Here is a 24,693-nt window from a genome sequence, read left to right on the forward strand (position 1 = left end):
TATTAAAAAACGGAGGTATATTATGGCAAAAATTTTTGAAGTAAAACCTAGAAATGAAGTAGACAGTGCGTTTCAATGGGACTTAACTAGTATCTTCCCAGATGATCGAGCTTTTGAGAATGCCTTAAGTGGATTCCCAAAGAAAGCGGATGCTTTTCAAGACTATAAAGGCACTCTAGATCAAGGTGCTGACCAAGTGGTAACCGTATTAGAGGCCTTATTAGCGGTGAGCCGTGAATTGGAATCCCTATACGTTTATGCACATTTAAAACATGACCAAGACACAGGAGACAACAAGTACCTAACTTACAACAGTCAAGCGGGTGCCTTACTTGCTCAAGTTAGTGAAAAGATCTCTTGGTTTGAGCCAGAAGTATTAGCAGTATCTGAAGATGTACAAAAAACTTTGGAAGACCACTCTGAATATGGTCACTTCTTCCGTGAGTTATTTGCGAAGAAGGCGCATGTCTTATCACCAAGTGAAGAGGCTTTACTTGCTGGTGCTAGCGAAATCTTTGGTGTCTCTTCAACAACTTTCTCACTTTTAAACAATGCTGACTTAAAATTCGGTAAAGTCAAAGATGAAGAGGGCAATGATGTTACCCTTTCTCACGGTTCATACGGTGTCCTACTAGAAAGTGCAGACCGTTCTGTTCGAGAAAATGCCTTTAAACAACTTTATGCAACTTATGAAGGGGTTAAAAATACCAACGCTTCATTGATGTCAGGTAATATTAAAGGACATAATTATACGGCTAAAATTCGTCACTACGATTCAGCACGTCAAAAAGCTTTAGACAACAACAATATTCCAGAAAGTGTTTATGACACATTAGTCGATACAGTAAGAAAGAATACAAATCTATTACATGAATATGTTGCCTTAAGAAAAGACATGCTAGGTCTTGATGACTTACAAATGTGGGATATGTATACACCATTAACAGGTGATGCACCGGTGAAATTTACTTACGAAGAAGCTAAAGAGATTACATTTAAGGCTTTAGCGCCTTTAGGTGACCAATACTTGAAAGACTTGGCCAAAGCCTTTGACGAGAAATGGATCGATGTTTATGAAAATGAAGGTAAGCGTTCAGGAGCATACTCATCAGGTGCATATGATACCAACCCATATATCTTACTAAACTGGCAAGATTCATTGAATGACTTGTATACATTAGTTCATGAGTTAGGTCACTCAATGCACTCTTATTACACTAGAAGTAACCAACCATACGTATATGGGGACTACTCAATTTTCGTAGCAGAAATTGCCTCTACGACAAACGAAAACTTATTAACTTCATATTTACTAGATACAATTGAAGATAAGGATGCACAAATCTATATCTTGAACCACTATCTTGATGGGGTAAAAGGGACAATCTTCCGTCAAACACAGTTTGCTGAATTTGAAAAATTCATGCATGAATCAGATGCAAACGGACAACCTTTAACAGCAGACTTCTTAAGTGAAAACTACTTCGAATTAAACAAGGCCTACTACGGTCCGTCAATCGGAGAGGATAAAACAATCGCTTTAGAATGGTCTCGTATCCCTCACTTCTACATGAACTACTATGTTTACCAATATGCAACAGGATTCTCTGCAGCCAACACATTGGCTAAACGTTTAGTAGAAGGTGAAGAGGGTGCCGTTGACAAGTACTTAACTTACCTGAAATCAGGTTCATCTGATTTCCCAATTAATGTTATGCAAAAAGCGGGTATCGATATGACCAATGCCACTTATATCGAAGAAACCTTTGCCCAATTCGAGCAAAGATTAGCTGAATTAAAAGGCCTATTAAACAAATAGAAATAGATTGAAGGGGCTGTAGCATTGACTGCAGTCCTTCTTTCTTGCCGTTTTAAGATTTCAACCCCTCAATGACGAGACGAAAAAAGAGGTCGGAATATTCCGACCTCTTTTGGATATTTTATTTTTTAATACAAGTCAATATTGGCTTTTGACTCATTTCTTGATCCATAGCTTCTTCAGAGGGTACCATCATTTGATCCGTTAGGTATTCTAAGTTTTCAAGAGTAATATTCTCTTCAAGTTTAAAGCCGTATTTGTAATTGATATTATCAAATACAACAACAGTAGGGTTGGCTGAAATTTGCATTTGGCGAGCCAACTTAGCATCAGCAATAATGCTTTCTTGAGTAAGATCTGAATGGATATCTTGCAACCACATGTTCGTATCAAGACGGTTAGATTGCGCGATTTCTAGCATTTTTTCGTGTGAGTAAGGGTTACCTTGGCGACCGAAGTAATCTTGAATCTTCATCAAGTATTCACGACCAACTTTCTTACCCTGTAATAGAGCAGCCTTGTAGCCCTTACAGACTTCTTGATGTGCAAGATACAAGCTGTTACGATCAGCTAAAGATAAAGGTTTATCTAGTTCTTTAATGTAGTTGTTAAAGGTCTGCATATCTGATGTTGTGATAAAACGGAGGTAAACTTTCTTATCTGTTTGTTGTACAAATTTTAACACTTCTTCTTCGCAATTTAAACAAGTGTCACCGAACGGGTTAACAAATAAGAAAACTTCAAACACATGGTTGTGCTTACAGGCGCCTGGCGTGGTTTTTTTACTGCTATTCGTTTGAACAATCTTTTGTGCCATACTCTACTCCTTTACTCATATTTTTTAAAACAATCAGGTTTAATTTCATTTGTTTATTTAACTTGTCTATTGATTAGTTTTAACTAACTATCTAATCACATCGAGTTCTCAACTATTCACCAATTCTAACAGGCCAACTTTAAAACTGCAATCTATTTGTTTAGGCTAAGAGAATTTCATTCGCTTCTTATAGGTAATAGATTGATAGCATAACTGAATTTAGCCCAAGGAATCAGCTTTTGATTGATTCATACGCACGATTTTTTGTTTAATTGGTCGTTGCGGAATTTGAAATTTTTGCAATAAATTTTGATAAAAAAGGAGACCAGTTTCTGGATTACTTGTTTCAACTTCAAGTTCATAATCCTCGTAATCTTGGAAAAAACAGTGGTCCAGCACCATATCCTGACCTTCAACCACTTGTTGGTGTCTGATAGTTTTAAATCGCCCGATAATGACTAAGTCATCAAGTGCAATATCAATTGTTGCTAGGAAATCAGTAACCTCACCGCCATAACTTAATTTTCCAGATTCTTTAATAGATTCGCCATCGATAAGGGACAATTTTTCAGTTGTTTCCAATTTCTGATGGTCTTTAACAGGTTGTTTCATTGTTAAATGGACATAAGCATCTGTTATACGCACTCGTAAACCAATATGTCGTTTACGCAATTCACCATCGGCAGTATCAAAATAGATATTCTCTTGGGTTAAGGGGGCAGTTTCCGCGAAATTATAGTGGTTAAACAATTCCTGGTACTCTGCTTGACTTAAAATATTTTTGTATTCTATTTCTAAATTTTTTGCCATTGGATCGCCTCTTTTCTTTATCCGCCTTAAGTATATCAAGATATACCTAATTTTTACAATAAAAGGGGTTGGCGGTACCATGCATTTTAGACGAATAAAACGACAAAGGTGACTTGCTATCTTTGAGTTTCTTGTTATAAATTAATGGTTTTTGTGATAGAATATACAGGATGTGTATGCAAGTAGATTAAATAAAGTGGGTGACCAGATGGTGGAAGATTGGCATAGTTTTCTTGCGCCGTATCGACAGGCTGTCGAGGAGTTAAAAGTTAAATTTAAGGGTATTCGTACGGAGTTTGAAGAAGCAAATATTCATTCGCCAATCGAATTTGTTACTGGCCGGGTAAAGAGACCTGACAGTATTTTAAGAAAAGCTGAATTTAGAGAAGTATCAGACCTAAACGTACATAATATTCAAACCGTGATTGAAGATATCGGTGGTATTCGCATCATGTGTCAGTTTGTGGAAGATATTTATCAAGTTGTTGAAATCCTTCACCAGCGTGAAGATTTTGACATTATTGTTGAACGTGATTATATTAGTCATAAGAAGGCAAGTGGGTATCGTTCATACCATATTGTCATTGCTTATCCGATCGAAAGAATTACGGGAACCGATTCGATTCTTGTTGAAATACAAGTGCGGACGTTAGCGATGAACTTTTGGGCGACGATTGAGCACTCATTGAATTACAAGTATGCGGGTGATTATCCATTAGAATTGCACCAACGCCTTGAAAGAGCAGCTGAAGCAGCCTTTCGTTTAGACGAGGAAATGTCTGAAATTCGTGAAGAAATTAAAGAAGCTCAGAATTATTTTCAAACGACTGGGTCAAATAGTAGACAGAAGAGGCAATTCCCTAATCCAGTAGAAGACAAACATAAGCGCCCACTATAATTTTACGATTAATTAAAATATTCGGATCTAGTTACAGTGGGAATGAAGATGTAAATGTAACGGTGATTAAATCAATTGTGGAGGGTATATAGATGAGAGTGGCAGTACGATACAGTGACACTGAAAGTTCTAAAAAAATTCGCGATATGATTTATGCATCTTGTGCAAGCTCAGGCTTTGAATTGGATGATGTAAATCCTGAATTAGCTATTTCCGTTGGTGGAGATGGTACCTTGCTAAAAACCTTCCATACTTATGCGGACCAGTTAGACTCTGTTCGTTTTGTTGGTTTACATACTGGGCACTTAGGTTTTTATACAGATTGGCTAGAAAGTGAATTGCCTGAATTCCTTGCAGCCTTAAGTAATGATTCAGGTGAAAGTGTGTCTTATCCCTTACTAGAAGTCGAAATTGAATACAGTGATGGCCAAGTGATCCACCACATTGCTTTGAATGAGTCTGCCATTAGACGGTATGAGGGGACAATGACGTGCGAGATTTTCATTAAAGAAGAAAAATTTGAATTCTTTAAAGGAGACGGCTTATGTATTTCAACGCCAACTGGTTCAACAGGGTTAAATAAATCCTTAGGTGGGGCCGTTGTCCACCCGCGTTTAGATACCATTCAAATGACGGAGATTGCTTCAATTAATAACCGCGTGTACCGGTCTTTAGCCAGTCCCTTATTGATCGCTAAAGATGAGTGGATTGTCTTAAAACCGGCCAAAGAACATGCCATGACTGGCGTATTCTTGTCTTTAGACCACTTGAATATGCCATTGAATGATGTTGAAAAAATTACTTACCGTGTAGCCAAGGAACGCGTGCATTTTGCTCGTTACCGTCACATGCACTTTTGGGATAGAGTAGAAAACTCATTTATCGGCATCAACGACTATCCAAAGCGCAAACTCACAAAGGAAGAAAATTAGTTTTTCTGCATTTGGTATGTGAAAAAGCAATAGATTAAAGTAACAAATAAAGCAGCGTAAATGAAAGGTCGACAATTTTTATGATGGTATTCGAATGGCAAGCGGATGAAGCTTTGTTAACACGTACCTTTTTGAGACACAGGGGGATTTCTAGGCGACTATTGTCCCAAATCAAGTTTCATGGAGGACAAATTTTAGTAAACGGACAAGAAGAGAATGTCCGTCACCAATTGACCGTCGGCGATAAAGTGACGGTCATTTTGCCGAATGAGGGGAAGCAAGAAATCATCGAGGCCATTCATCTACCGATTGATATTTTGTTTGAAGATGACCATTATATCGCCGTCAACAAACCAGCTGGCTACACCTCTATTCCGTCCCAATACAATCCTCAGGGGTCAATGGCTAATATTTTAAAGGCCTATTACCAGCGTCAGGATTATGACAACCAGGTCATCCATGTGGTGACGCGGTTGGACCGGGATACGAGCGGGGTCATGTTATTTGCGAAACACGCTTTTGCCCATGGCTTAATTGATCAGCAAATGCAGCAAAAAGGCATTGAAAAGACCTATCTAGCTGTTTCGGATAAAAAAGTATCTGACCTTGACCATGGTTTTATTGATGATCCGATTGCTAGAAGTCCGCGGTCAATCATTGAACGACGGGTTCACGAATCAGGACAATCAGCTTTAACAGAGTATTGGCTAGCTGAACAAGTGGGCGCCTTAAAAGTCTATAAAGTACAGTTACATACTGGACGCACCCATCAAATCCGGGTGCATTTTGCTTTTAATGATGCACCACTTATTGGAGACGACTTGTACGGTGGTCAAATGGACCATGGCATTCAAAGACAAGCCTTGCATTGTCGGTCCCTAAAATTTAAACACCAATTTACCGGTGAAATGGTTGAAATCCAGGCACCCTTGCCGGAAGATATTTCTGCTTGCTTTGACCTATAGGTTATATTACAATGGTTGGCATGTGTTAAAATAGATGGTGTGACAAAAGTCGTTCAGACTCAACGGACTGGACCAAAAGCCGAACAATTACTGCAAGTAATTGACGTGTTTTGGGGAGTATTGGAAGAGTTTGACTTTTGGCGCCCGATATTATGATGTTTGTTAGATACAAATAGAAGGTGTGACAGCTGTGTTACAGCCTCAATCAAAATGACAACATATCAAAAAAATGACTTAGGGGTGAGAATATGAGTCGCGATGAAAATAAACAAGTCTTAGATAATCGAGAAACAGAAAACGAAGAAGTGGAAATCTTTGAGATGAGTCAGCCTACTGATGAGGAAATCTATGAAAGTATTATAGAGGCACTGCATCATAATGACCAAGACCGGTTTAGAGAAGAATTCTTCAAAAACCATACATATGATCAAGCACAGATTTACCTGACTTTGGATCCAGCTGAGCGGGTGAAATTGCATGATTATTTAGCGCCACAAGAACTAGCTGAAGTTTACGATATTATTGATGAAGACGATCACGACCGTATTTTGACCTTCCTCTATGATATGGATGATAAATATGCAGCTGATGTTCTTTCCTACATGTATACCGATAATGCAGTAGATATTTTAAATGAATTAAATGTTGAAAAAGTACGGACTTACATGCATTTAATGCCAAAAGCGGTGGCAGATGATATTAAAGTGTTGATGCATTATGCAGATGAGACTGTAGGGTCAATTATGACCACTGAATTCGTGTCGATTACAACCAATCAAACTGTTAAATCAGCGATGACGATGTTGCGTGCTAAAGCAGCAAATGCTGAAACAATCTATTACCTATACGTTGTGGATGATGATAACCGTTTAGTCGGAGTACTATCTCTTCGTGACTTGATCGTGAATGATGGTAATGTGATGGTTAATGAGTTAATGTCTGATCGTGTTGTATCGGTAGATGTTAATGAAGACCAAATCAATGTTGCCCGTACCATTCAAGACTACGATTTTCTAGCGGTGCCCGTTGTTGAAGAAACAGGGGAATTGATTGGTATCGTAACCGTCGATGACGTTATCGACGTCTTGAATGATGAAGCCATGCAAGACTACTCTGGTTTGGCCGGGGTAGACGTGGACGAGCAATATTCGTCACCCTGGAATTCAGCGAAATCACGTTTGCCATGGTTGATTACCTTGCTATTTCTAGGAATGGGAACTTCTACTTTGATCAGCCAATATGAAGGCATGATTTCTGAAGTAGCGACTTTATCCTTATTTATTACATTGATTACAGGTACTTCAGGGAATGCGGGGACACAGTCCTTAGCGGTTGCGGTTCGTAAATTGGCGACACCAGAAGATGAGGCCTCTACTATGGGGTCAATGATTTTACGTGAAATTATGACAGGATTAATTTCGGGTTTCGTGACAGGATTAGTCATCATGACGGTTGTCGGTATCTGGCAAAGCAATTTTGTATTAGGTGGGGTAATTGGTGTCTCCATGTTAGCGGCGATTACAGTGGCTAACTTAGCTGGATCATTGATTCCTATTTTGATGGATAAGCTTGGTTTTGACCCTGCGGTTGCATCAGGACCCTTTATTACAACCCTGTCCGATTTAACGTCAGTATTAATTTATTTTTCAATCGCCTCACAATTCCTCCAATTTTTAGTGTAAATGCAATTAATTATCACAAATAAGTAATAGGGAGAACCGGTAACGGTTGACAGTTTGAGTAGATTGTTTTAATATTTGCTTATAGAAATATAAGAACTTGATGATAAACATAAAAATGAATCACATTGAAAAGATAAGTAAATGGAAATCTTTGCTCAGAGAATCTACGGTTGGTGAGAGTAGGTGTAAGTATTTCCTTTGAAAATGGTCTGGGAGTGACGAGTGTAGAATGTACTTACCTTTAGCACTTGCGATTGATAGTCGATAACCTATCTTCGTATGATTGTACGAATGAGGCGAGCCGAGTGTTCGCAAAGTAAGGTGGTACCACGTTCTAGACGTCCTTATAATACTGTGTTGTATTATAAGGACTTTTTTTTATGTAAAGTGAAGATGATGATGAGGGAAGAATCGCTTAGCTAGCATGATGAAGCTAGGATGATAAAATGGAGGGAATATCAATGCCAATTAAAGTTGTTCAAGATTTACCAGCATTACAAAAATTAACCCAAGAGAATATTTTTGTTATGGATGAACGTCGTGCAACCATGCAGGACTTTCGTACTTTAGAAGTGGTTATTGTGAACTTAATGCCGACTAAAGAAGCGACGGAAGAGCAGTTGCTGCGGTTATTAAGTAACTCACCCCTGCAAGTGAACGTGACCTTTATCCACATGCAGTCACACCAAGCGGCCCATATTTCAGAAAACCATCTAAAAGAATTCTACCGAACCTTTGACCAAATTAAGGACCGCTACTTTGATGGGATGATCATTACTGGCGCGCCGGTTGAGCACCTAGATTTCGAGAAAGTGAATTACTGGGACGAATTGGTATCCATTATGGAATGGTCAAATAATCATGTTTTCTCAACCTTGCATATTTGTTGGGGCGCCCAAGCAGCCCTTTACCACCATTACGGCATCGGTAAACAACCTTTAGACAAAAAACTATTTGGTATTTACGAGCAAGAGTTGAGAGATAAAAAGGTATCTTTAGTACGCGGTATGGATGAACTTTTCTATATGCCACATTCTCGCCACACGACTGTGCCAACTGAATCTTTTGAACAGGCACCAAACTTAGAAATTCTAGCTGGTTCAGAAGAAACAGGTGTTTCAATCGCTCAGTCTACTGATTCTCGTTTTGTATTTATCTTCGGCCATGCGGAATATGACGCCGAAACCTTAGGCAAGGAATACAAGCGTGACGTTGAAGCAGGTAAGCCAATTGAAATGCCAGTTAACTACTATCCTGGCAATAACCCAGAGAAGACGCCGAAATTGAAGTGGCGGACAGCAGCCAATACCATTTATGCCAACTGGTTAAACTACTATGTTTACCAAGTAACGCCATTTGTCATTGAACAAATTAGTGACTCTTGGCAAGGCAAACAGAACGCTTAATCGCTTTTCTAATTAAAATGAAGGAGAAAAATTATGCAAATCAAAAGAGGCGACCAGATCATTCATTTAGCGGGCCAACCCTTACAAAAAGGCGACCAATTACCCTTAGTCGACCTATACAACCGCGATAAAGAAGTGGTTCAATTGGGCAACTATATCAAAGAGTTAACCGTCATTTCCATTGTCCCAGATATCAATACTAAGACTTGTGACATTCAAACCAACCGTTTCGCAGCGCTAGCTAAAGAAAAGAATTATCCGATTTTGACCATTTCTTTTAACGACCCTGCAGATATCACTAACTGGTGCCAGGCCAACAATGTCGACATGACTTACCTTTCTGACCAGGCGGGCCATTTTGCCAAAGCCTCAGGACTTGAAATGGTTGAGAATGGTAAACTGGCACGGACCGTCCTATTGGTAGATGACGCCAATCAAATCCAATACATCGAAATCGTTGCGGACATGCGAGACGAACCCAATTATGACGCCGTACTTGCTGCCGCTGACCAGCTGATTTAAATGACGATTTGAAAAAAGAGCACTCACCAACTTGCTAATGCCCAATATAATAATGGGGATTGTAGGCTGTTGTAGGCTCTTTTTGTGTATTTACTATTCGTAAGAATTGAAGAAACGGGTAATTTCAATGGCTGCATTTTCTTCTGTGTCTGAACCGTGAATGGCATTTTCAGTCACATTTCTGGCGAAATCAGCGCGAATGGTATGAGGCGCTGCATCGCGTGGGTCGGTTGCACCTATGATTTTCCGCATCCCATCAATGACGTTATCGCCGGTAACCACCATAGCAAAGACTGGGCCAGAAAGCATATAAGATTCAAGCTCAGGGTAAAAATCCTCATTCAATAAGTGGGCATAGTGGTGGGCCACCATTTGTTTATCTAATTCCATGACCTGGGCGCGCTCAATAAAATAATCTTGATCTTCGATACGCGAGATAATGGCACCCATCAAGCCGCGTTTTAAGACATCTGGTTTCAACATAATAAAAGTTTTTTGTTCAGGCATAATGAAAAGCCTCCTTTAATTTACTATTATAAGTAACTCCCTGAAATTTACCAGTAATTTACGAATTTTTAACCCTTTCAATGAGCGAATGATTTAACTTTACTACATGGGCAGTGGTATATTTAGGTAAGCAAGTAAGGATTAGAAAAGGAGCGATTAAATGAGCGAGTATATTGTACCAAATGTATGGACATGGGAAAATGAAGCTGAAGAAATCAAGAATCTAGGTGGTAACCGTCCAACTGCAGGTAGCCGTTTTGAACAAACACTGCCTGTTGGAGAGGCTGATTTACAGTTGTATTCTTTGGGTACACCAAACGGGATTAAAATTACTATTCTACTAGAAGAATTAAAAGACTTGGGCGTGTCAAATACTGAATATGACCTATTCTTAATTCATATTGGAAACGGGGATCAATTTGGTTCAGATTTTGTTGAAATCAATCCAAACTCTAAAATTCCAGCTTTAGTAGACCAAAGTCAAGAACCTGCCTTGAACGTTTTTGAATCAGGTTCAATTCTACTTTATTTAGCTGAAAAATTTGGTCATTTAATCCCTACAGATATCCACGGGCGTACAGAAACCTTGAACTGGTTATTCTGGCAAATCGGTGCTGGTCCTTATGTTGGTGGTGGTTTTGGTCACTTTTTTAGCTACGCACCTGAAAAATTAAAATACCCAATTGACCGTTTTACAATGGAAACCAAACGTCAATTAGACTTACTAGATCAAACATTGGCTAACCGTGACTTTATCGCTGGCGATGAATATACCATCGCGGATATCGCTATCTGGTCATGGTATGGCCGTTTAGTCCTTGGTGAATTATATGAAGGATCTAAAGAATTCTTGGATGCTGAATCATACAAAAACGTGGTTGAATGGGCCAATAGAATCAATGAACGCCCAGCAGTTAAACGTGGTTTGGCAGCAGAATACAAACCATTAGACCAAGCGTAAAAATATACACGAAAAAACCCTGTATCGTTAGACCGAAATCTGACTTTACAGGGTTTTGTTATTATACAAATTTTACTTGAGTGCCCGCAATCAAGTCCTCAATATGGCGGCCGATTGGACGGAAGATTCGCATAGCCATAATCAAGAAAATCGGGTCAAGAAATAGGGACGTTAGTATTTGGTTGGATAGCGATTCGTAATTAGAAAATATCTCTGAAACAGGCGCCATATGGCCTAGTTGCCAAGGGGTGAACTTCACGATATTTCGAGGCAGTGCATTTGGCGACTGTTTTTTGCTGAAACACTAACTTGATATAGGCTTTCTTTTTGCCGAAACTACCACCTGTATAATCCATATAAGTGAAAATCAACACAACTGGTAAGACACTAGTAAAGAAGGATAACAAGTTGGATTGAAGGAGGCTAACTTCAGCGATGCCACTCATCACAGCGTAGATAATGATACAAATGACTGCCACGATCACCAGTAGAATGATAATGATCAGGTAATCAATCAAATATTCTTTAAGACTTTTCTGGATTCTCATCGACAAGGGGACCAGTTCGTTTATTTGCATACAACCACCATCCCTTCGATGAAACAACTGAGGGAGAGTGCGCATTTTCATTTGAAAAAAGGCCCGACTAATTTGACTTAAATTTACTGTATACAATTGTAGGTATCAAATGTTAGCAAGTTAACGGGGCGCATTTCGGCAAAATGGATTAACCTTTAAATTGACACACAGAAAAAGCTGCGCCTGTTTATTAACAAAGGGGTGCAGCTTTTTGCTGGGTTATTTTAGTCTAGTAGTCATTCGTTGACGTGACCGATACTTTTTTCCATATCGACATGCATGATGCCTGCGTCCATATATTTCGGTGTATCCATGTTTTCATAGCCAAGCGCTTCGTAGAAACCTGTTACATGCTCTTGGGCACCTAAAATGATTTGTGAGAAATGTTCCTCTGAGGCCTTCGCTTCAACAACGGCCATCAACTCACGGCCTAATCCTTGGCCACGATATTTTTGAGCAATTGCTACACGTTGTAATTTGGCTGCATTCGGTGTTAAGGCGAGTAACCGCGCTGTATAAACGGGTTCATTATCGCTATTGTAGCCAACCATATGTAAGCAATCTGCTTCGTATTTATCGATTTCTTCGTCAATATCGATACCTTGTTCGTCTACGAAGACTTCTTTTCTAACTTTTAAAGCGTCCCTATAGGGCTCTGAATTGATATCATTGGTCCAAACGGTCTTCATGCCATTTCTCCTTCAATAAAAAATGAATTTAGTGCTAAAAATGATAGACTCATTATAACATAAGCGGGAATAATTATTATGTGATTTGCAATTTTAAATTACTTGATGTCTGTGGTATTATAGAAAGGCATATTTCAGGAGGTGTGTTTAGCTTAGCACGCTATATAAATCATACGCCCAACAAATTATAAAGACATAATCAATAATAAAAATGAAAAAGGATGAAGAGGATGAACTTAACGCAAGAAGTAGCAAAACGCCGTACCTTTGCCATCATTTCCCACCCGGATGCTGGTAAAACGACGATTACAGAACAATTATTATTATACTCAGGTGCTATCCGTCAAGCGGGTACTGTTAAAGGGAAAAAATCAGGTAAATTCGCCAAGTCTGACTGGATGAAAATTGAGCAACAACGTGGGATTTCCGTTACATCTTCAGTGATGCAGGTAGACTACGATGGTTACCAAATCAACCTAGTGGATACCCCAGGACATGAGGACTTCTCTGAGGATACTTACCGTACATTGATGGCTGTAGATGCGGCCGTGATGGTAATTGACTCAGGTAAAGGGATCGAGCCTCAAACTAAGAAATTATTCCAAGTTTGTCGTATGCGTGGAATTCCAATTTTCACCTTTATGAACAAATTAGACCGTGATGGCCGTGAACCGATGGACTTAGTTGCTGAACTTGAAGAAGTGTTAGACATCGATGCCTATGCAATGAACTGGCCAATGGGTATGGGGAAACAATTCCTTGGTTTATATGATTTCTACAACAACCGTGTTGAATTAACCCATCCAGAAGAAAATGGTGGTAACGATTTCCTACCATTGAACGAAGACGGTGAAGTTGAAGGCGACTTTAAATTTAAAGAATCATCTATTTATACCGAAGCCTTGGAAAACGCAGAATTAATGCGTGAAGCTGGTAATGACTTTGACGCAGAAGCAATTGCTGCTGGTGAATTAACGCCAGTATTCTTCGGATCGGCTTTAACTGGTTTTGGTGTGCAAACTTTCCTAGATGCTTTTGTTGATTTTGCGCCAGCACCTTCAGCAGTGGATACTGTTGATGAAGGTGAAGAAGTTGAGCCAACAGATACTGAATTAACTGGCTTTATCTTTAAAATCCAAGCTAACATGGATCCGCGTCACCGTGACCGTATCGCCTTTGTACGTATTGTATCAGGTACGTTTGAAGAAGGTATGGATGTTAAAGTAACCCGTACAGACAAGAAAATTAAATTAAATAATACTACGCGATTTATGGCTGATTCTAGAGAAAACGTTGAAAAGGCTGTAGCCGGAGATATTATCGGTTTATATGATACTGGTAACTTCCAAATTGGTGATACTATTTATACAGGTAAAAAGGCCGTATCATTCCCACCACTACCACAATTTACACCAGAATTATTCATGAAAGTTTCACCTAAAAATGTGATGAAACAAAAATCATTCCACAAAGGTATGCAACAATTAGTACAAGAGGGTGCAATTCAACTTTATAGAACATGGCATTCTGAAGAATACATTATTGGTGCTGTTGGTCAATTACAATTTGAAGTTTTCCAATACCGTTTATTAAATGAATATAACTCTGAAGTAGATATGTCACCAATGGGTAATAAAATTGCGCGTTGGATTTCTGAGGAAGAATTAGATCCTAAGATGTCATCAAGTCGTAACTTACTATGTAAAGACATCCATGGAAACCCAGTATTCCTATTCGAGAATAATTTTGCCGTAAATTGGTTCCAAGGAAAGTATCCGGATGTACATTTGGAAACTTTACTGTAGGCGATAGTTTCCTATAACAATAAATGAGCCATATAAAACCACTAAACGATTACAATTTATGTTGTGATCATTTAGTGGTTTTTTGTGTAGTTTAGCTAATGACCTATCCTTATGAATAGGGCTATTATTGTTGTAGATATGCAAGACTAAGCACTATCTTAGACGCATAATTGTTTCAAACCAAGATTCGATTTGCTGTTTGTCAGGTGCATCCTTTAAGTAAACGAAATTAAAGGGATGTTGAATATTAAAGTTTACTAATGGAATTTCAACAAGATAACCAGTTGCTAATTCTTCTTTCACAGCTTCACGGTACATAAAGGTGATACCCATATTTTGATGGCATAAAGCTTTAATGACATTCATATTTGTGATTTGAGTTCTACCAATAAAGTCGTCAATATGAAGATTCTGGTTATATAAAGCTTGTTCTAAAATATCACGTGTACCACTCCCTGGCTCCCGTAAAATAAGTTGCTGATCAAGCAAATCTTCTAAAAGAATGGCTTTTTTTGCTAGGATATTTTCAGGCGAACAGATAGCGATAAACTCTTCATTTGAAATCAACTTATGTTCAAATTCCTGCTGGTTGAAATGGCCCTCTAATAGAGCGAAGTCAATCTTACCGTCCCAAAGCATCTCTTGTAGAATATGGGTGTTTTCAACAAACATTGAAATATTTGTAGCAGGTTTTTCTTCAAATATCTGATGTAGAATGGGCGGCATAGTATATTCACCAATGGTTAGGGTTGCACCAAAGTGTAGAGGATAAACCTTATCTTTTACACGGTGGAGCAGTGGCAATATACGTTCAGCATTTGCTTTTAATAACTTGATATATTGTTGAAGAGCTTTACCTTCTTCAGTAAGCGAGAAGTTTTTGCCTTTTTCAGCTATTAAAATGATTTGATAGTAGTGTTCTAAATATTGTATATGCTGAGAAACAGCAGGTTGAGTCATGTTTAAGATTTCAGCCGTTTTAGTAAAACTCCCTTGCTCACAAAGGGTTAAAAAAGTTTGTAAACGATTATCTAGCATATCCACCATCCTTATAATAATTATTGATGTAAATATAAAATATGATAATTATATTTTATGGAAACCTTATGCTATATTCAAGATATGAATAATGATTTGGAGGAGAATTATGATAGAAAAAGGAAAAAATCTAATACCAGGCTTATCACTTAGTGCCTTAGTTGCAGTGATAGCCATAGCGCTGAGTAGCTTATTACCAGGTGATATCATTGGTGCGACTGTGATGGCTCTGCTAGTTGGGATGGCATTAAATCCTTTCTTCATGAAACATCAACAGCTATATTCAGGGGTTACTTTTTCATCAAAGAAAATCTTACGATTAGGAATTATTTTGATGGGCGTGAATCTGAACTTTGCTGAAGTGTGGGATGTTGGAAAATATGCACTGTTTTTAATGACATTTACAATGTTGACAGCCTTTGGTGTTGGTAACTTGATTGGTAAGTTTTTTGGGGTAAATTGGAAGCTAACAAATTTATTAGCAGTGAGTACTGCGATTTGTGGAGGATCAGCTGTGGCAGCGGTTGGACCCGTTATAAAAGCGAAACATGAAGATATTACTTATGCAATTTCTGCGACCTTTATCTTTGATATTATTACTGTAATTATTTTTCCATGGATAGGGATTGCGCTGGGGATGTCTGATACAGGATATGGTCATTGGATTGGTACTGCGGTGAATGACACGTCTTCGGTGGTAGCTGCTGGTTATGCTTTCTCACAACTTGGTGGGAACGTAGCGGTTATTGTAAAACTCACACGTACGTTATTCATCATCCCATATGTGCTTGTTTTCTCTGTTATTAATGAACGACTAGAAAATAAGGCGCAGGGAACAAACCACCACACACCTGTTGATTTACGAAAAATATTTCCCTATTTCATCATTTTATTTTTAGTCGTTGTGGCTTTGAGAAGTACTGGTATTATACCAGATGCTATTGCACCATCTATTTCAAGTGCTTCAAAATTTAGCATGATCATGGCCTTATCTGCAATTGGATTAACGACCAGCTTTAAAGATATTCAAAAAATTGGTCCTAAACCAATGATTCTAGGCTTTATAGTCGATTCACTTGTAGTCGTTGTTGCCATTGTTGTTCTATTCCTAACAAACCATTTCTAACGATAAAAGAATAAATATTATTTATAAAAAAGGAATTGTAGCAATGAAGCCACAATTCCTTTTCTTTGTGTTTATTTAGTTGTACTTTCATCTGATTCTAAGTTTGATGAATTTTCATTTTCACTTACACTTACTACAATTTCGTCGTCAGTATTTGTTGTGAAATTAATTTCGTGAATATCACTGTTTTTTAGGTAGGTATCTGCGACTTGGTCTTCGATTTGACTTTGGATGACACGTCTTAATGGGCGGGCACCAAGTTTTGGATCATAGCCAAGTTCAACTAACCGTTCTTTGACCTTGTCATCAACATTTACATGGATATCTTGGTTGGCTAATAAGTTGTTCATGTTGTCTAATAGTAGGTCAACAATCACAATCAATTCTGTTTTAGTTAGCGGTTGGAATTCGATGATGGCATCGAAACGGTTCAAGAATTCAGGTTTAAAGTAGTCACCAATCTTGTTCATGACACTTTGTTGTTTACCTTGTTTGCTTGCCCCGAAACCAACACTAGCTTCAACGCCATCTGAACCGGCATTTGATGTCATGATGATTAGGGTATCTTTAAAGGATACAGTCCGTCCTTGGGCGTCTGTTAAACGACCGTCTTCCATGATTTGTAGGAAGATATTTAAGACATCTGGATGGGCTTTTTCAATTTCATCTAATAAGATGATTGAATATGGCTGACGACGTACTTGTTCAGTTAATTGGCCAGCTTCGTCATAACCTACATATCCTGGAGGTGAACCGATCAATTTAGATACAGCATGTTTTTCCATATATTCAGACATATCAAAACGAACTAAAGCTTCGTGTCTACCAAATAATTGAATAGCTAGTTGACGAGCTAATTCAGTCTTACCAACACCGGTTGGCCCGACGAACATGAAAGATCCGATCGGACGGTCTTGACGGCTCAAACCAACGCGATTACGGCGGATGGCTTTAGCAATGTGTTCTACAGCATCGTCTTGACCAATGACGTGTTGTTTCAAGTTTTCGTCTAGGTTGATTAATTGGTTTTGCTCAGATTCTTGCAAGTCTGAAACAGGAATACCGGTTTTGGTTTCGATAATCGCTTGGATGTCGCTAGCAGTAACCGTTGGGGTCTTTTCAGTCACATTTTGGTTGCTATCATACATGCCTTGGTATTTATTTAATTGGTCACGGTAGTAGGCTGCTTTCTCGTAATCTTCTGCCTCTGTGGCCATTTCTTTTAGTTTGGTTAATTCATCAATTTGATTTTTCAAGGATTCACGGTCTAAGAATGGAATAGTTAAGTTCATTTTAGAACCAGATTCATCTAATAAATCGATGGCTTTATCTGGTAATTGGCGGTCAGTTATATACCGGTCAGATAAACGGACAGTTGCTTCAATCGCTTCATCACTATATTTCACGTTATGGAAAGCTTCGTATTTTTCTTGAATACCTTTAATAATTTCAAGGGTTTCCTCTACAGAAGGTTCAGCTACCATGACTTGTTGTAGACGACGGGCTAGGGCGCCATCTTTTTCGATTTTTCTAAATTCATTTAAAGTAGTAGCACCCACTAATTGGAGTTCTCCACGGGCTAGGGCTGGTTTTAGAATATTACCAGCATCTAGTGAGCCGCCTTCGGTTGAACCAGCGCCGACAATTTCATGAATTTCATCTATAAATAGAATGATATTTTTATTTTCACGGACTTCATTCATTAATTGTTGCATTTTTTCTTCGAATTGACCGCGGATACCAGTCCCTTGAACAAGCGAAGCAACATCTAATTGGATGACTTCTTTGTTGCGCAATTTTTCCGGTACAGCGTGCTCAACAATTTTTTGAGCGAGTCCTTCGACAACCGCTGTTTTACCAACACCTGGTTCACCAATTAGAACAGGATTGTTTTTTGTCCGACGGTTCAGGATTTCAATCACTCGGATAATTTCATCGTCACGACCGATAATTGGGTCGATTAAACCAGCTTTAGCTTGGTCAGTCAAGTTGGTCCCGTAATTGCCTAAGATAGAATCGTCATTGTTGCCACCTTGGCCAGCTTGAGCTTTATTTTGCGAATTAGTAGAAAAGCCTTGTTGTTGCATTTGACGTAATAAGTCATCAAAGCTATAGCCACCAAAGGGGTTGTTACCGTTACTGTTGTTGTTATTTAAATTGTTGGTTTGTTTACCTTGAGATAGCTGTGAGTAGCATGTTTGGCAGAGGTTCACTGCTTCACGTCGGCCATTCACATTTGCGTATACATGAATGACGGCGTCGCGTTCGCCACAGTTTTGACATAACATATAAACACTTCCTTTATTTAATGCTAAGGGGGTTGCTTGCAATTTTTAATTCGCAGCATTTCAATATAACTGCTAATAGCTCTATTATACTCTGACCAATTTTGACTTTCAACTAAAAGGTCTCAATCAAAATAATTCATGTGCTATCCAAGTGAAAAACCTTGTGGAAACGCTATTTTTTTGGTAAATTATAAGTGAAAGAGTTTTCTAATTATGGTATAGTCTAGTTTGTGACGTTTTACTTTGCAAATAGATAAGCTATAATAACTCTTGCCTATTTATAAAGGTATAAATAAAACATTTTAAAGGAGATTTTTGATTATGAAAAAACAAGAATTTAACATTACAGCTGAAACTGGTATCCACGCACGTCCTGCAACTTTATTGGTGCAATCTGCAAGCAAGTTTAACTCAGATATTAACTTAGAATACAAAGGTAAATCTGTAAACTTGAAATCTATCATGGGCGTAATGTCTTTAGGTGTAGGTCAAGGTTCTGACGTTGTAATCACTGCTGAAGGTGATGACGAAGAAGAAGCAATCCAAACAATTGCTGACACTATGAAAAATGAAGGGTTATCAGAATAATATGACAAAATTAACAGGAATCGTGGCTAGCGATGGCATTGCCATCGCTAAAGCGTTCTTAGTTGAAGAACCTGATTTAAGTTTTGAAATTTCAAAATCTAATGATTCACAACAAGAAAAAGAACGCTTAGCAAAAGCTATAGCCGACTCAAAAGTAGAAATCGAAAAAATTAAAGCGGTTGCAGCTAAATCCTTGTCAGAAGAGGAAGCGCAAGTCTTTGACGCGCATTTAATGGTCCTTGAAGATCCGGAATTGCAGCAAGCTTACACCCAAAAAATTGATGATGAAACATTGAATGCAGAATCTGCTGTTCGTCAAACAGCTGACTTCTACATCGAAATCTTCAAAGGTATGGAAGACAACCCTTATATGCAAGAACGTGCAGCTGACATCAAAGATGTTACTGATCGTTTAGTAGCACATTTATTAGGTGTTAAAATCCCTGACCTTTCAACAATTGATGAAGAAGTGGTTGTTGTGGCTTATGACTTAACGCCAAGTGATACTGCACAATTGAACCGCCAATTTGTTAAAGGTTTTGCGACTGATATCGGTGGACGTACGTCACATTCAGCGATTATGTCTCGTTCATTGGAAATTGCAGCGGTTGTAGGGACTGGTAATGTTTCTAAAGAAATTAATGACGGTGACACTGTCATTGTTGATGGTTTAAACGGTGATGTTATTGTAAATCCTGACGACGCAACAATCGCAGAATACGAAAAAATTGCTGCTGACTTCTTAGCTCGAAAAGCTGAGTGGGAAAAACTTAAAGACGCTGAGACTTTAACTAAAGACGGCAAGAAATTCGAAATCGCTGCCAACATCGGTACGCCAAAAGATTTAGAAGGTGTACATTCAAACGGTGCTGAAGCAATTGGTTTATACCGTACTGAATTCTTATACATGGATTCAGACGAAATGCCAACTGAAGATGAGCAATTCGAATCTTACAAAGTTGTTTTAGAAGGTATGAATGGTCATCCAGTCGTTGTTCGTACAATGGACATCGGTGGGGACAAACACTTACCTTACTTACAATTACCAGAAGAAATGAACCCATTCTTAGGTTATCGTGCAATCCGTATCGGATTAAACCAACCTGAATTATTACGTGTACAATTACGTGCTTTATTACGTGCGTCTGTATACGGTTCATTACGCATCATGTTCCCGATGATTTCTAATTTACCTGAATTCCGCGCTGCGAAAGCAATTTACGAGGAAGAAAAAGCTAAATTAGAATCAGAAGGTGTTGAAGTTGCGGATGACATCCAAGTGGGTATCATGATCGAAATCCCAGCAGCCGCTGTGATTGCTGATCAATTCGCTAAAGAAGTTGACTTCTTCTCTATCGGTACTAACGACTTAATCCAATATACAATGGCGGCTGACCGTATGAACGAACACGTTTCATACCTGTACCAACCATTTAACCCATCTGTATTACGATTAATTAAAAACGTTATCGATGCTAGTCATAAAGAAGGTAAATGGACTGGTATGTGTGGTGAAGTGGCCGGTGAACCAATGGCTGCCCCATTATTAGTAGGTATGGGCTTAGATGAATTCTCTATGTCTGCATCTTCTGTACTGAAAATCAGATCATTAATTTCTAAATTAGATTCAAACGAAATGGCTGAATTAGCCAACAAAGTGGTTACGGAAGCAACTTCTTCAGACGAAGCAGAAGCTTTAATTAAAGCAGCAGTTCCTGAATTAGCTGACTTATAATCATTTCAAATAAACATACTGAAAACCTCACTGAGATCATGGATCTTGGTGGGGTTTTCTCATCGTCTTAGTAACAAACCAAAGCAAACAGATTCCTTATCGTATTCTTTACAATTAAGTTGCCTTCAGGTGATTTTTTAATTACAATTTTTCTGTTATGATAGGATATATGACAGGATTAAAACAAAAAGGGCATCTAAGGAGTGTTTAGATGAATATCGCGATCTTTACCGATACCTACTTTCCACAAGTAAGTGGGGTCGCTACATCAATTCAAACATTAAAAGAAACGTTTGAGGATAACGGACATCAAGTATATATCTTTACGACATCTGATCCAAAGGCAGAAATTGAAGACCATGTCTTTCGCTATGAATCAGTTCCTTTTCTATTCTTCAAGGATAGACGAGTGGCGATTCCTTCCTTTGCATCGATTTACCGTAAATGTAAAGAGTTAGAAATAGATATCGTCCATTCCCAAACGGAGTTTTCTATGGGGTTGATGGGGGTAAGCGTAGCGCGCTATATGAGGATTCCACTAGTGCACACTTACCACACTTGGTATGAGAAATACCTCCATTATATTTTGAACGGCAAATTAATTTCTCGAAAAACGGTCGTTCATTTGTCTAAACTTTTCTGTGATCAAGCTGATTTGGTCATTTCACCTAGTGGTCAGATGAAAGATGTTTTACGAGACTATCAAATTCAAAAACCCATTCATGTCTTGGCAACCGGGGTAAAGTTACCTAAGAAAATTGACCAAGATGTCTTAAAAAACTTTAGACAAAGCTGGGGTATTGCACAAGATGAGTATTTACTATTATCGATTAACCGTATTGCTGAAGAAAAAAACTTAATCGCGATTATCGAGCAGTTCCCTCAGGTGCTAGCGGATATTCCGAATGCAAAGTTATTACTTGCTGGAGACGGGCCACAATTAAAAGAGTTAAAAGAGTTAACAGCCGAACTGAACTTGACGGATAAAGTCGTTTTCCCAGGCTTTGTGGCTCATGACCAAGTCAACGTCTTGTACCAAGCGGCGGATGTTTATGTGAATTTATCAACTTCAGAAACGCAAGGCTTAACCTTTATTGAAGCCATCACCAACCATTTACCGGTGATTGCCATGAAGACGCCTTATCTAGCGGCCCTTGAAGATATTGCAACGTTCGGTCATTTATTAACCGAAGTGACAGACTTTCCGCAATCTGTGAAGGCTATTGCAGCTACGCAATCTACATTAACAGAAGGGCTAGCGCCATTGATTTACCATGTGTCGGCGGACGTTTTCTATGAAGACTTGTACCATATTTATCAGTACATGATTGAATTGCAGTCAGAGAAACCGAGAAATTTAATTGGCCGAAGTGTTTACCTATCTTCTTCTTTTGCAGAATTACATAAGCCCTTGAAGTGGACTAGCAAGTACTTTCCGTCTTTCTATATTCGCAGAAAGGATGAATAGTCAGCTTTAATACGGGCCGTCATTTTTCAATGAAAAGGCTTCGCTGAAATTAATTCATTTCTTATGCACTTAAAGGTTTTTTATTCACCCAAAGAGTGTTAAAATGACAAAGATAAGAAGGCGAAAGGAGATTATTATGCAATCATCTCGATTAGAAGCAATTATTACCCGATTAAAAGCGATGCTTTCTGATGACTCAGAAATCGAAGTACGTCGTTTTGAAAAAGAGGGCGTTGAGAAGTGTATTGTACGCTTTAACAAAGAGTCTGAAAGTTTTGAATTAGAGGACTTAACAATCAACGAAACTTTCCAATTTGATGACATTGATTTAGTCGCAATGGAAATCTACGAGTTAATTCAATAATTAACCAATGCAGTTGAAATTGTAGGGTGACCTACTAGAACTACCAATATGGCAGACATTCTGTGTCGTATAGAGGGTCGTGGCATCACGATCCTTTTTTTATTTATATGGAGTAGAGGGAGTTTAACATGTCAGATTCAATGAAATTATCGCGTGCTATAGCTTTTTTTAAGGACAGTGGCAGCGCAACAACCATTACACAAGAAAATACTGCAGACGAGGTCGTAATTGATCGCATCACCTTCGACTCGCGTGCGGTGACAGCCAACACCTTATTCGTTTGTAAGGGGCTAAACTTTAAGGCATCATACCTAAAAGATGCCGTTGACCGCGGGGCAGTGGCCTACCTATCAGAACAAGATTACGCAGCAGACATCCCAGGCATTATCGTTGAAGATATCCGCCTAGCGATGGCTCAGCTCGCCAACTTCTTCTACCAATCACCTTGGCAAGACGTGGCCATTTCAGGGATTACAGGTACCAAGGGTAAAACAACCACTGCAGGTTTTGTTAACCAAATTTTGACTCTAGACAGTCAGAAAAAAGGGCAAGCACTACCTGGTTTCGTATCATCTACCTTTAACTATGATGGCCTAGAAAAAACACCATCAACTCTTACTACGCCGGAAGCCATGGATTTATATGAAATGCTAGCAACAATGCGAGACAATGGGGTGAAACGGGCAACTATGGAAGTATCCAGTCAAGCCTTAAAATACCACCGCGTTGATGACGTGAAGATGCAAGTGGTGGCCTTTTTAAATATATCACCAGACCATATATCACCAGTTGAACATCCCACTTTTGCTGACTACTTCCAGTCAAAATTACGGATTTTTGACCACGGTAAAGTGGCCGTCATCAATGAAGATACGGACCATTATGAAGAAATTTTAAAAGCAGCACAAGATGCTGAAAATATTGAACGGATTGTGACTGTTTCACGCAAGAACCCGGCGGCTGATTATTTTGCCGATGAATTAGCTTTTAGTGAAACCAAACAGACTTTTGTGGTGAAAAACCAAGGTGAAACGATTCCGATGGCTTTAAATGTCTTAGGGCACTTCAATATCAACAATGCTTTAGTGGCTGCGGCGATTGCGCGCGAAAACGATGTAGAGTGGGCAACAATTCAAAAGGCTTTAGGCGATGCCAAAACTGATGGCCGGATGGAAATTTATCGTAGTGCGGACAATCAATTAACCTTTGTTGTTGATTTCGCGCACAACAAGATTTCTTTTGAAGAATTATTCTCATCTGTTAAAGAAATGGCCCCTGATAATGACATCCGCATCGTTTTTGGATCAGCCGGTGGTAAAGCTGAAAACAGACGTGCTGATATGGGCCATGTGGCTGGTTTAAATACCAATGAAATTTATTTAACCAGTGATGATCCAAACTTTGAAGACTCTTATAAAATCATGGCTGAAATTGAAGAAGCCATTAACGGGGTCAATCCAGATGCTAAAGTAAGAAGCAATTTAGATCGGACCGGATCAATCTATATGGCCTATAAGGATGCGATTGCGTCCGGGAAACCGACGACCATTGTGGTAGCTGGTAAGGGGTCTGAAGATACGATCAAAATTAATGGCCGTAACGAATTCTATGTTCCTGATTTTGAATATGTTCAACAATTGATTGCTTTTTATGAATTTAAGGGTAGAATTTAAGAGTAGAGAAAATTATGAGAAT

Annotated in this window: 22 protein-coding genes and 1 other annotated feature; of the genes, 15 read left to right on the plus strand and 7 right to left on the minus strand. The window is 38.8% G+C overall.

Annotation, left to right across the window (positions count from 1 at the left end):
- The first annotated feature begins 22 nt into the window (after positions 1-22).
- Positions 23-1,819, plus strand: a complete 1,797-nt coding sequence (gene pepF / locus AWM74_RS07125; RefSeq protein ID WP_026465423.1) for an oligoendopeptidase F — start codon at positions 23-25, stop codon at positions 1,817-1,819.
- A gap of 121 nt (positions 1,820-1,940) precedes the next feature.
- On the opposite strand, the gene AWM74_RS07130 is transcribed toward pepF, so the two are convergent.
- Both AWM74_RS07130 and AWM74_RS07135 read right to left on the minus strand, forming a co-directional pair.
- Positions 1,941-2,636: a DsbA family protein gene (locus AWM74_RS07130; RefSeq protein ID WP_026465422.1), complete on the minus strand. Its 696-nt coding sequence runs from the start codon at positions 2,634-2,636 to the stop codon at positions 1,941-1,943.
- A gap of 219 nt (positions 2,637-2,855) precedes the next feature.
- Complete coding sequence (locus tag AWM74_RS07135) at positions 2,856-3,446, minus strand: CYTH domain-containing protein (RefSeq protein ID WP_026465421.1); 591 nt, start codon at positions 3,444-3,446, stop codon at positions 2,856-2,858.
- Positions 3,447-3,654: 208 nt separating this feature from the next.
- On the opposite strand from AWM74_RS07135, the gene yjbM reads away from it, so the two are divergent.
- The 6 genes from yjbM to AWM74_RS07165 all read left to right on the plus strand — a co-directional run bounded on the left by yjbM (position 3,655) and on the right by AWM74_RS07165 (position 9,851).
- A complete protein-coding gene (yjbM, locus tag AWM74_RS07140; protein WP_034257962.1) occupies positions 3,655-4,344 on the plus strand; it encodes a GTP diphosphokinase in 690 nt (229 codons plus the stop codon).
- 92 nt (positions 4,345-4,436) lie between these two features.
- Positions 4,437-5,276, plus strand: a complete 840-nt coding sequence (locus AWM74_RS07145) for an NAD kinase (protein WP_016897697.1) — start codon at positions 4,437-4,439, stop codon at positions 5,274-5,276.
- 83 nt (positions 5,277-5,359) lie between these two features.
- Complete coding sequence (locus AWM74_RS07150; RefSeq protein WP_026465420.1) at positions 5,360-6,241, plus strand: RluA family pseudouridine synthase; 882 nt, start codon at positions 5,360-5,362, stop codon at positions 6,239-6,241.
- A 320-nt stretch (positions 6,242-6,561) separates the two neighbouring features.
- Entirely contained in the window at positions 6,562-7,923 is a 1,362-nt protein-coding gene (mgtE, locus tag AWM74_RS07155) for a magnesium transporter (protein ID WP_026465419.1), read from the plus strand.
- A 116-nt stretch (positions 7,924-8,039) separates the two neighbouring features.
- Positions 8,040-8,272, plus strand: a binding site (T-box leader).
- Between the two features lie 112 nt (positions 8,273-8,384).
- Positions 8,385-9,329, plus strand: a complete 945-nt coding sequence (gene metA / locus AWM74_RS07160; RefSeq protein WP_016897694.1) for a homoserine O-acetyltransferase MetA — start codon at positions 8,385-8,387, stop codon at positions 9,327-9,329.
- Between the two features lie 33 nt (positions 9,330-9,362).
- A complete protein-coding gene (locus tag AWM74_RS07165; protein ID WP_026465418.1) occupies positions 9,363-9,851 on the plus strand; it encodes a redoxin family protein in 489 nt (162 codons plus the stop codon).
- A gap of 93 nt (positions 9,852-9,944) precedes the next feature.
- Here AWM74_RS07165 and ndk read toward each other — a convergent pair whose 3' ends face one another.
- Positions 9,945-10,358 (minus strand): nucleoside-diphosphate kinase, encoded by a 414-nt coding sequence (ndk, locus tag AWM74_RS07170; RefSeq protein WP_026465417.1) that lies wholly within the window; start codon positions 10,356-10,358, stop codon positions 9,945-9,947.
- A 160-nt stretch (positions 10,359-10,518) separates the two neighbouring features.
- On the opposite strand from ndk, the gene yghU reads away from it, so the two are divergent.
- Positions 10,519-11,319, plus strand: coding sequence for a glutathione-dependent disulfide-bond oxidoreductase (gene yghU, locus AWM74_RS07175; protein ID WP_026465416.1), 801 nt, complete (start codon positions 10,519-10,521; stop codon positions 11,317-11,319).
- A 200-nt stretch (positions 11,320-11,519) separates the two neighbouring features.
- Here the strand turns inward: yghU and AWM74_RS07180 are convergent, their stop codons facing one another.
- On the minus strand, positions 11,520-11,897 hold the full coding sequence (locus tag AWM74_RS07180) for a hypothetical protein (protein ID WP_051218143.1): 378 nt from the start codon (positions 11,895-11,897) through the stop codon (positions 11,520-11,522).
- Between the two features lie 236 nt (positions 11,898-12,133).
- Positions 12,134-12,586, minus strand: a complete 453-nt coding sequence (locus AWM74_RS07185; RefSeq protein WP_026465415.1) for a GNAT family N-acetyltransferase — start codon at positions 12,584-12,586, stop codon at positions 12,134-12,136.
- 230 nt (positions 12,587-12,816) lie between these two features.
- Between AWM74_RS07185 and AWM74_RS07190 the strand changes: the two genes are divergently transcribed.
- The gene (locus AWM74_RS07190) at positions 12,817-14,391 is read left to right on the plus strand and encodes a peptide chain release factor 3 (protein ID WP_034257959.1); all 1,575 of its coding nucleotides are present in this window, start codon (positions 12,817-12,819) and stop codon (positions 14,389-14,391) included.
- 153 nt (positions 14,392-14,544) lie between these two features.
- On the opposite strand, the gene AWM74_RS07195 is transcribed toward AWM74_RS07190, so the two are convergent.
- On the minus strand, positions 14,545-15,429 hold the full coding sequence (locus tag AWM74_RS07195; protein WP_026465413.1) for a LysR family transcriptional regulator: 885 nt from the start codon (positions 15,427-15,429) through the stop codon (positions 14,545-14,547).
- A gap of 109 nt (positions 15,430-15,538) precedes the next feature.
- Between AWM74_RS07195 and AWM74_RS07200 the strand changes: the two genes are divergently transcribed.
- Entirely contained in the window at positions 15,539-16,555 is a 1,017-nt protein-coding gene (locus tag AWM74_RS07200; RefSeq protein WP_034257958.1) for a YeiH family protein, read from the plus strand.
- A gap of 71 nt (positions 16,556-16,626) precedes the next feature.
- On the opposite strand, the gene AWM74_RS07205 is transcribed toward AWM74_RS07200, so the two are convergent.
- Positions 16,627-18,843 carry an ATP-dependent Clp protease ATP-binding subunit gene (locus AWM74_RS07205; protein WP_026465411.1) on the minus strand — a complete coding sequence of 739 codons (2,217 nt, stop codon included), beginning with the start codon at positions 18,841-18,843 and terminating at the stop codon, positions 16,627-16,629.
- A gap of 321 nt (positions 18,844-19,164) precedes the next feature.
- On the opposite strand from AWM74_RS07205, the gene AWM74_RS07210 reads away from it, so the two are divergent.
- From AWM74_RS07210 to AWM74_RS07230, 5 genes are all read left to right on the plus strand, one after another.
- Positions 19,165-19,431, plus strand: a complete 267-nt coding sequence (locus AWM74_RS07210; protein ID WP_016897686.1) for a phosphocarrier protein HPr — start codon at positions 19,165-19,167, stop codon at positions 19,429-19,431.
- A 1-nt stretch (position 19,432) separates the two neighbouring features.
- Positions 19,433-21,166: a phosphoenolpyruvate--protein phosphotransferase gene (gene ptsP, locus AWM74_RS07215; protein WP_026465410.1), complete on the plus strand. Its 1,734-nt coding sequence runs from the start codon at positions 19,433-19,435 to the stop codon at positions 21,164-21,166.
- 211 nt (positions 21,167-21,377) lie between these two features.
- A complete protein-coding gene (locus AWM74_RS07220; protein ID WP_026465409.1) occupies positions 21,378-22,634 on the plus strand; it encodes a glycosyltransferase in 1,257 nt (418 codons plus the stop codon).
- A gap of 136 nt (positions 22,635-22,770) precedes the next feature.
- Positions 22,771-22,998: a YkuJ family protein gene (locus AWM74_RS07225; RefSeq protein ID WP_016897683.1), complete on the plus strand. Its 228-nt coding sequence runs from the start codon at positions 22,771-22,773 to the stop codon at positions 22,996-22,998.
- 128 nt (positions 22,999-23,126) lie between these two features.
- Complete coding sequence (locus tag AWM74_RS07230) at positions 23,127-24,671, plus strand: Mur ligase family protein (RefSeq protein WP_026465408.1); 1,545 nt, start codon at positions 23,127-23,129, stop codon at positions 24,669-24,671.
- The last annotated feature ends 22 nt before the right edge of the window (positions 24,672-24,693 follow it).

The organism is Aerococcus urinaeequi (assembly GCF_001543205.1).
GTDB lineage: Bacteria > Bacillota > Bacilli > Lactobacillales > Aerococcaceae > Aerococcus > Aerococcus urinaeequi.

Coding starts and splice junctions, on each gene's coding strand:
- pepF (WP_026465423.1), top strand. CDS start 23: ATGGCAAAAATTTTTGAAGTAAAACCTAGAAATGAAGTAGACAGTGCG.
- AWM74_RS07130 (WP_026465422.1), bottom strand. CDS start 2,636: ATGGCACAAAAGATTGTTCAAACGAATAGCAGTAAAAAAACCACGCCA.
- AWM74_RS07135 (WP_026465421.1), bottom strand. CDS start 3,446: ATGGCAAAAAATTTAGAAATAGAATACAAAAATATTTTAAGTCAAGCA.
- yjbM (WP_034257962.1), top strand. CDS start 3,655: ATGGTGGAAGATTGGCATAGTTTTCTTGCGCCGTATCGACAGGCTGTC.
- AWM74_RS07145 (WP_016897697.1), top strand. CDS start 4,437: ATGAGAGTGGCAGTACGATACAGTGACACTGAAAGTTCTAAAAAAATT.
- AWM74_RS07150 (WP_026465420.1), top strand. CDS start 5,360: ATGGTATTCGAATGGCAAGCGGATGAAGCTTTGTTAACACGTACCTTT.
- mgtE (WP_026465419.1), top strand. CDS start 6,562: ATGAGTCAGCCTACTGATGAGGAAATCTATGAAAGTATTATAGAGGCA.
- metA (WP_016897694.1), top strand. CDS start 8,385: ATGCCAATTAAAGTTGTTCAAGATTTACCAGCATTACAAAAATTAACC.
- AWM74_RS07165 (WP_026465418.1), top strand. CDS start 9,363: ATGCAAATCAAAAGAGGCGACCAGATCATTCATTTAGCGGGCCAACCC.
- ndk (WP_026465417.1), bottom strand. CDS start 10,358: ATGCCTGAACAAAAAACTTTTATTATGTTGAAACCAGATGTCTTAAAA.
- yghU (WP_026465416.1), top strand. CDS start 10,519: ATGAGCGAGTATATTGTACCAAATGTATGGACATGGGAAAATGAAGCT.
- AWM74_RS07180 (WP_051218143.1), bottom strand. CDS start 11,897: ATGCAAATAAACGAACTGGTCCCCTTGTCGATGAGAATCCAGAAAAGT.
- AWM74_RS07185 (WP_026465415.1), bottom strand. CDS start 12,586: ATGAAGACCGTTTGGACCAATGATATCAATTCAGAGCCCTATAGGGAC.
- AWM74_RS07190 (WP_034257959.1), top strand. CDS start 12,817: ATGAACTTAACGCAAGAAGTAGCAAAACGCCGTACCTTTGCCATCATT.
- AWM74_RS07195 (WP_026465413.1), bottom strand. CDS start 15,429: ATGCTAGATAATCGTTTACAAACTTTTTTAACCCTTTGTGAGCAAGGG.
- AWM74_RS07200 (WP_034257958.1), top strand. CDS start 15,539: ATGATAGAAAAAGGAAAAAATCTAATACCAGGCTTATCACTTAGTGCC.
- AWM74_RS07205 (WP_026465411.1), bottom strand. CDS start 18,843: ATGTTATGTCAAAACTGTGGCGAACGCGACGCCGTCATTCATGTATAC.
- AWM74_RS07210 (WP_016897686.1), top strand. CDS start 19,165: ATGAAAAAACAAGAATTTAACATTACAGCTGAAACTGGTATCCACGCA.
- ptsP (WP_026465410.1), top strand. CDS start 19,433: ATGACAAAATTAACAGGAATCGTGGCTAGCGATGGCATTGCCATCGCT.
- AWM74_RS07220 (WP_026465409.1), top strand. CDS start 21,378: ATGAATATCGCGATCTTTACCGATACCTACTTTCCACAAGTAAGTGGG.
- AWM74_RS07225 (WP_016897683.1), top strand. CDS start 22,771: ATGCAATCATCTCGATTAGAAGCAATTATTACCCGATTAAAAGCGATG.
- AWM74_RS07230 (WP_026465408.1), top strand. CDS start 23,127: ATGTCAGATTCAATGAAATTATCGCGTGCTATAGCTTTTTTTAAGGAC.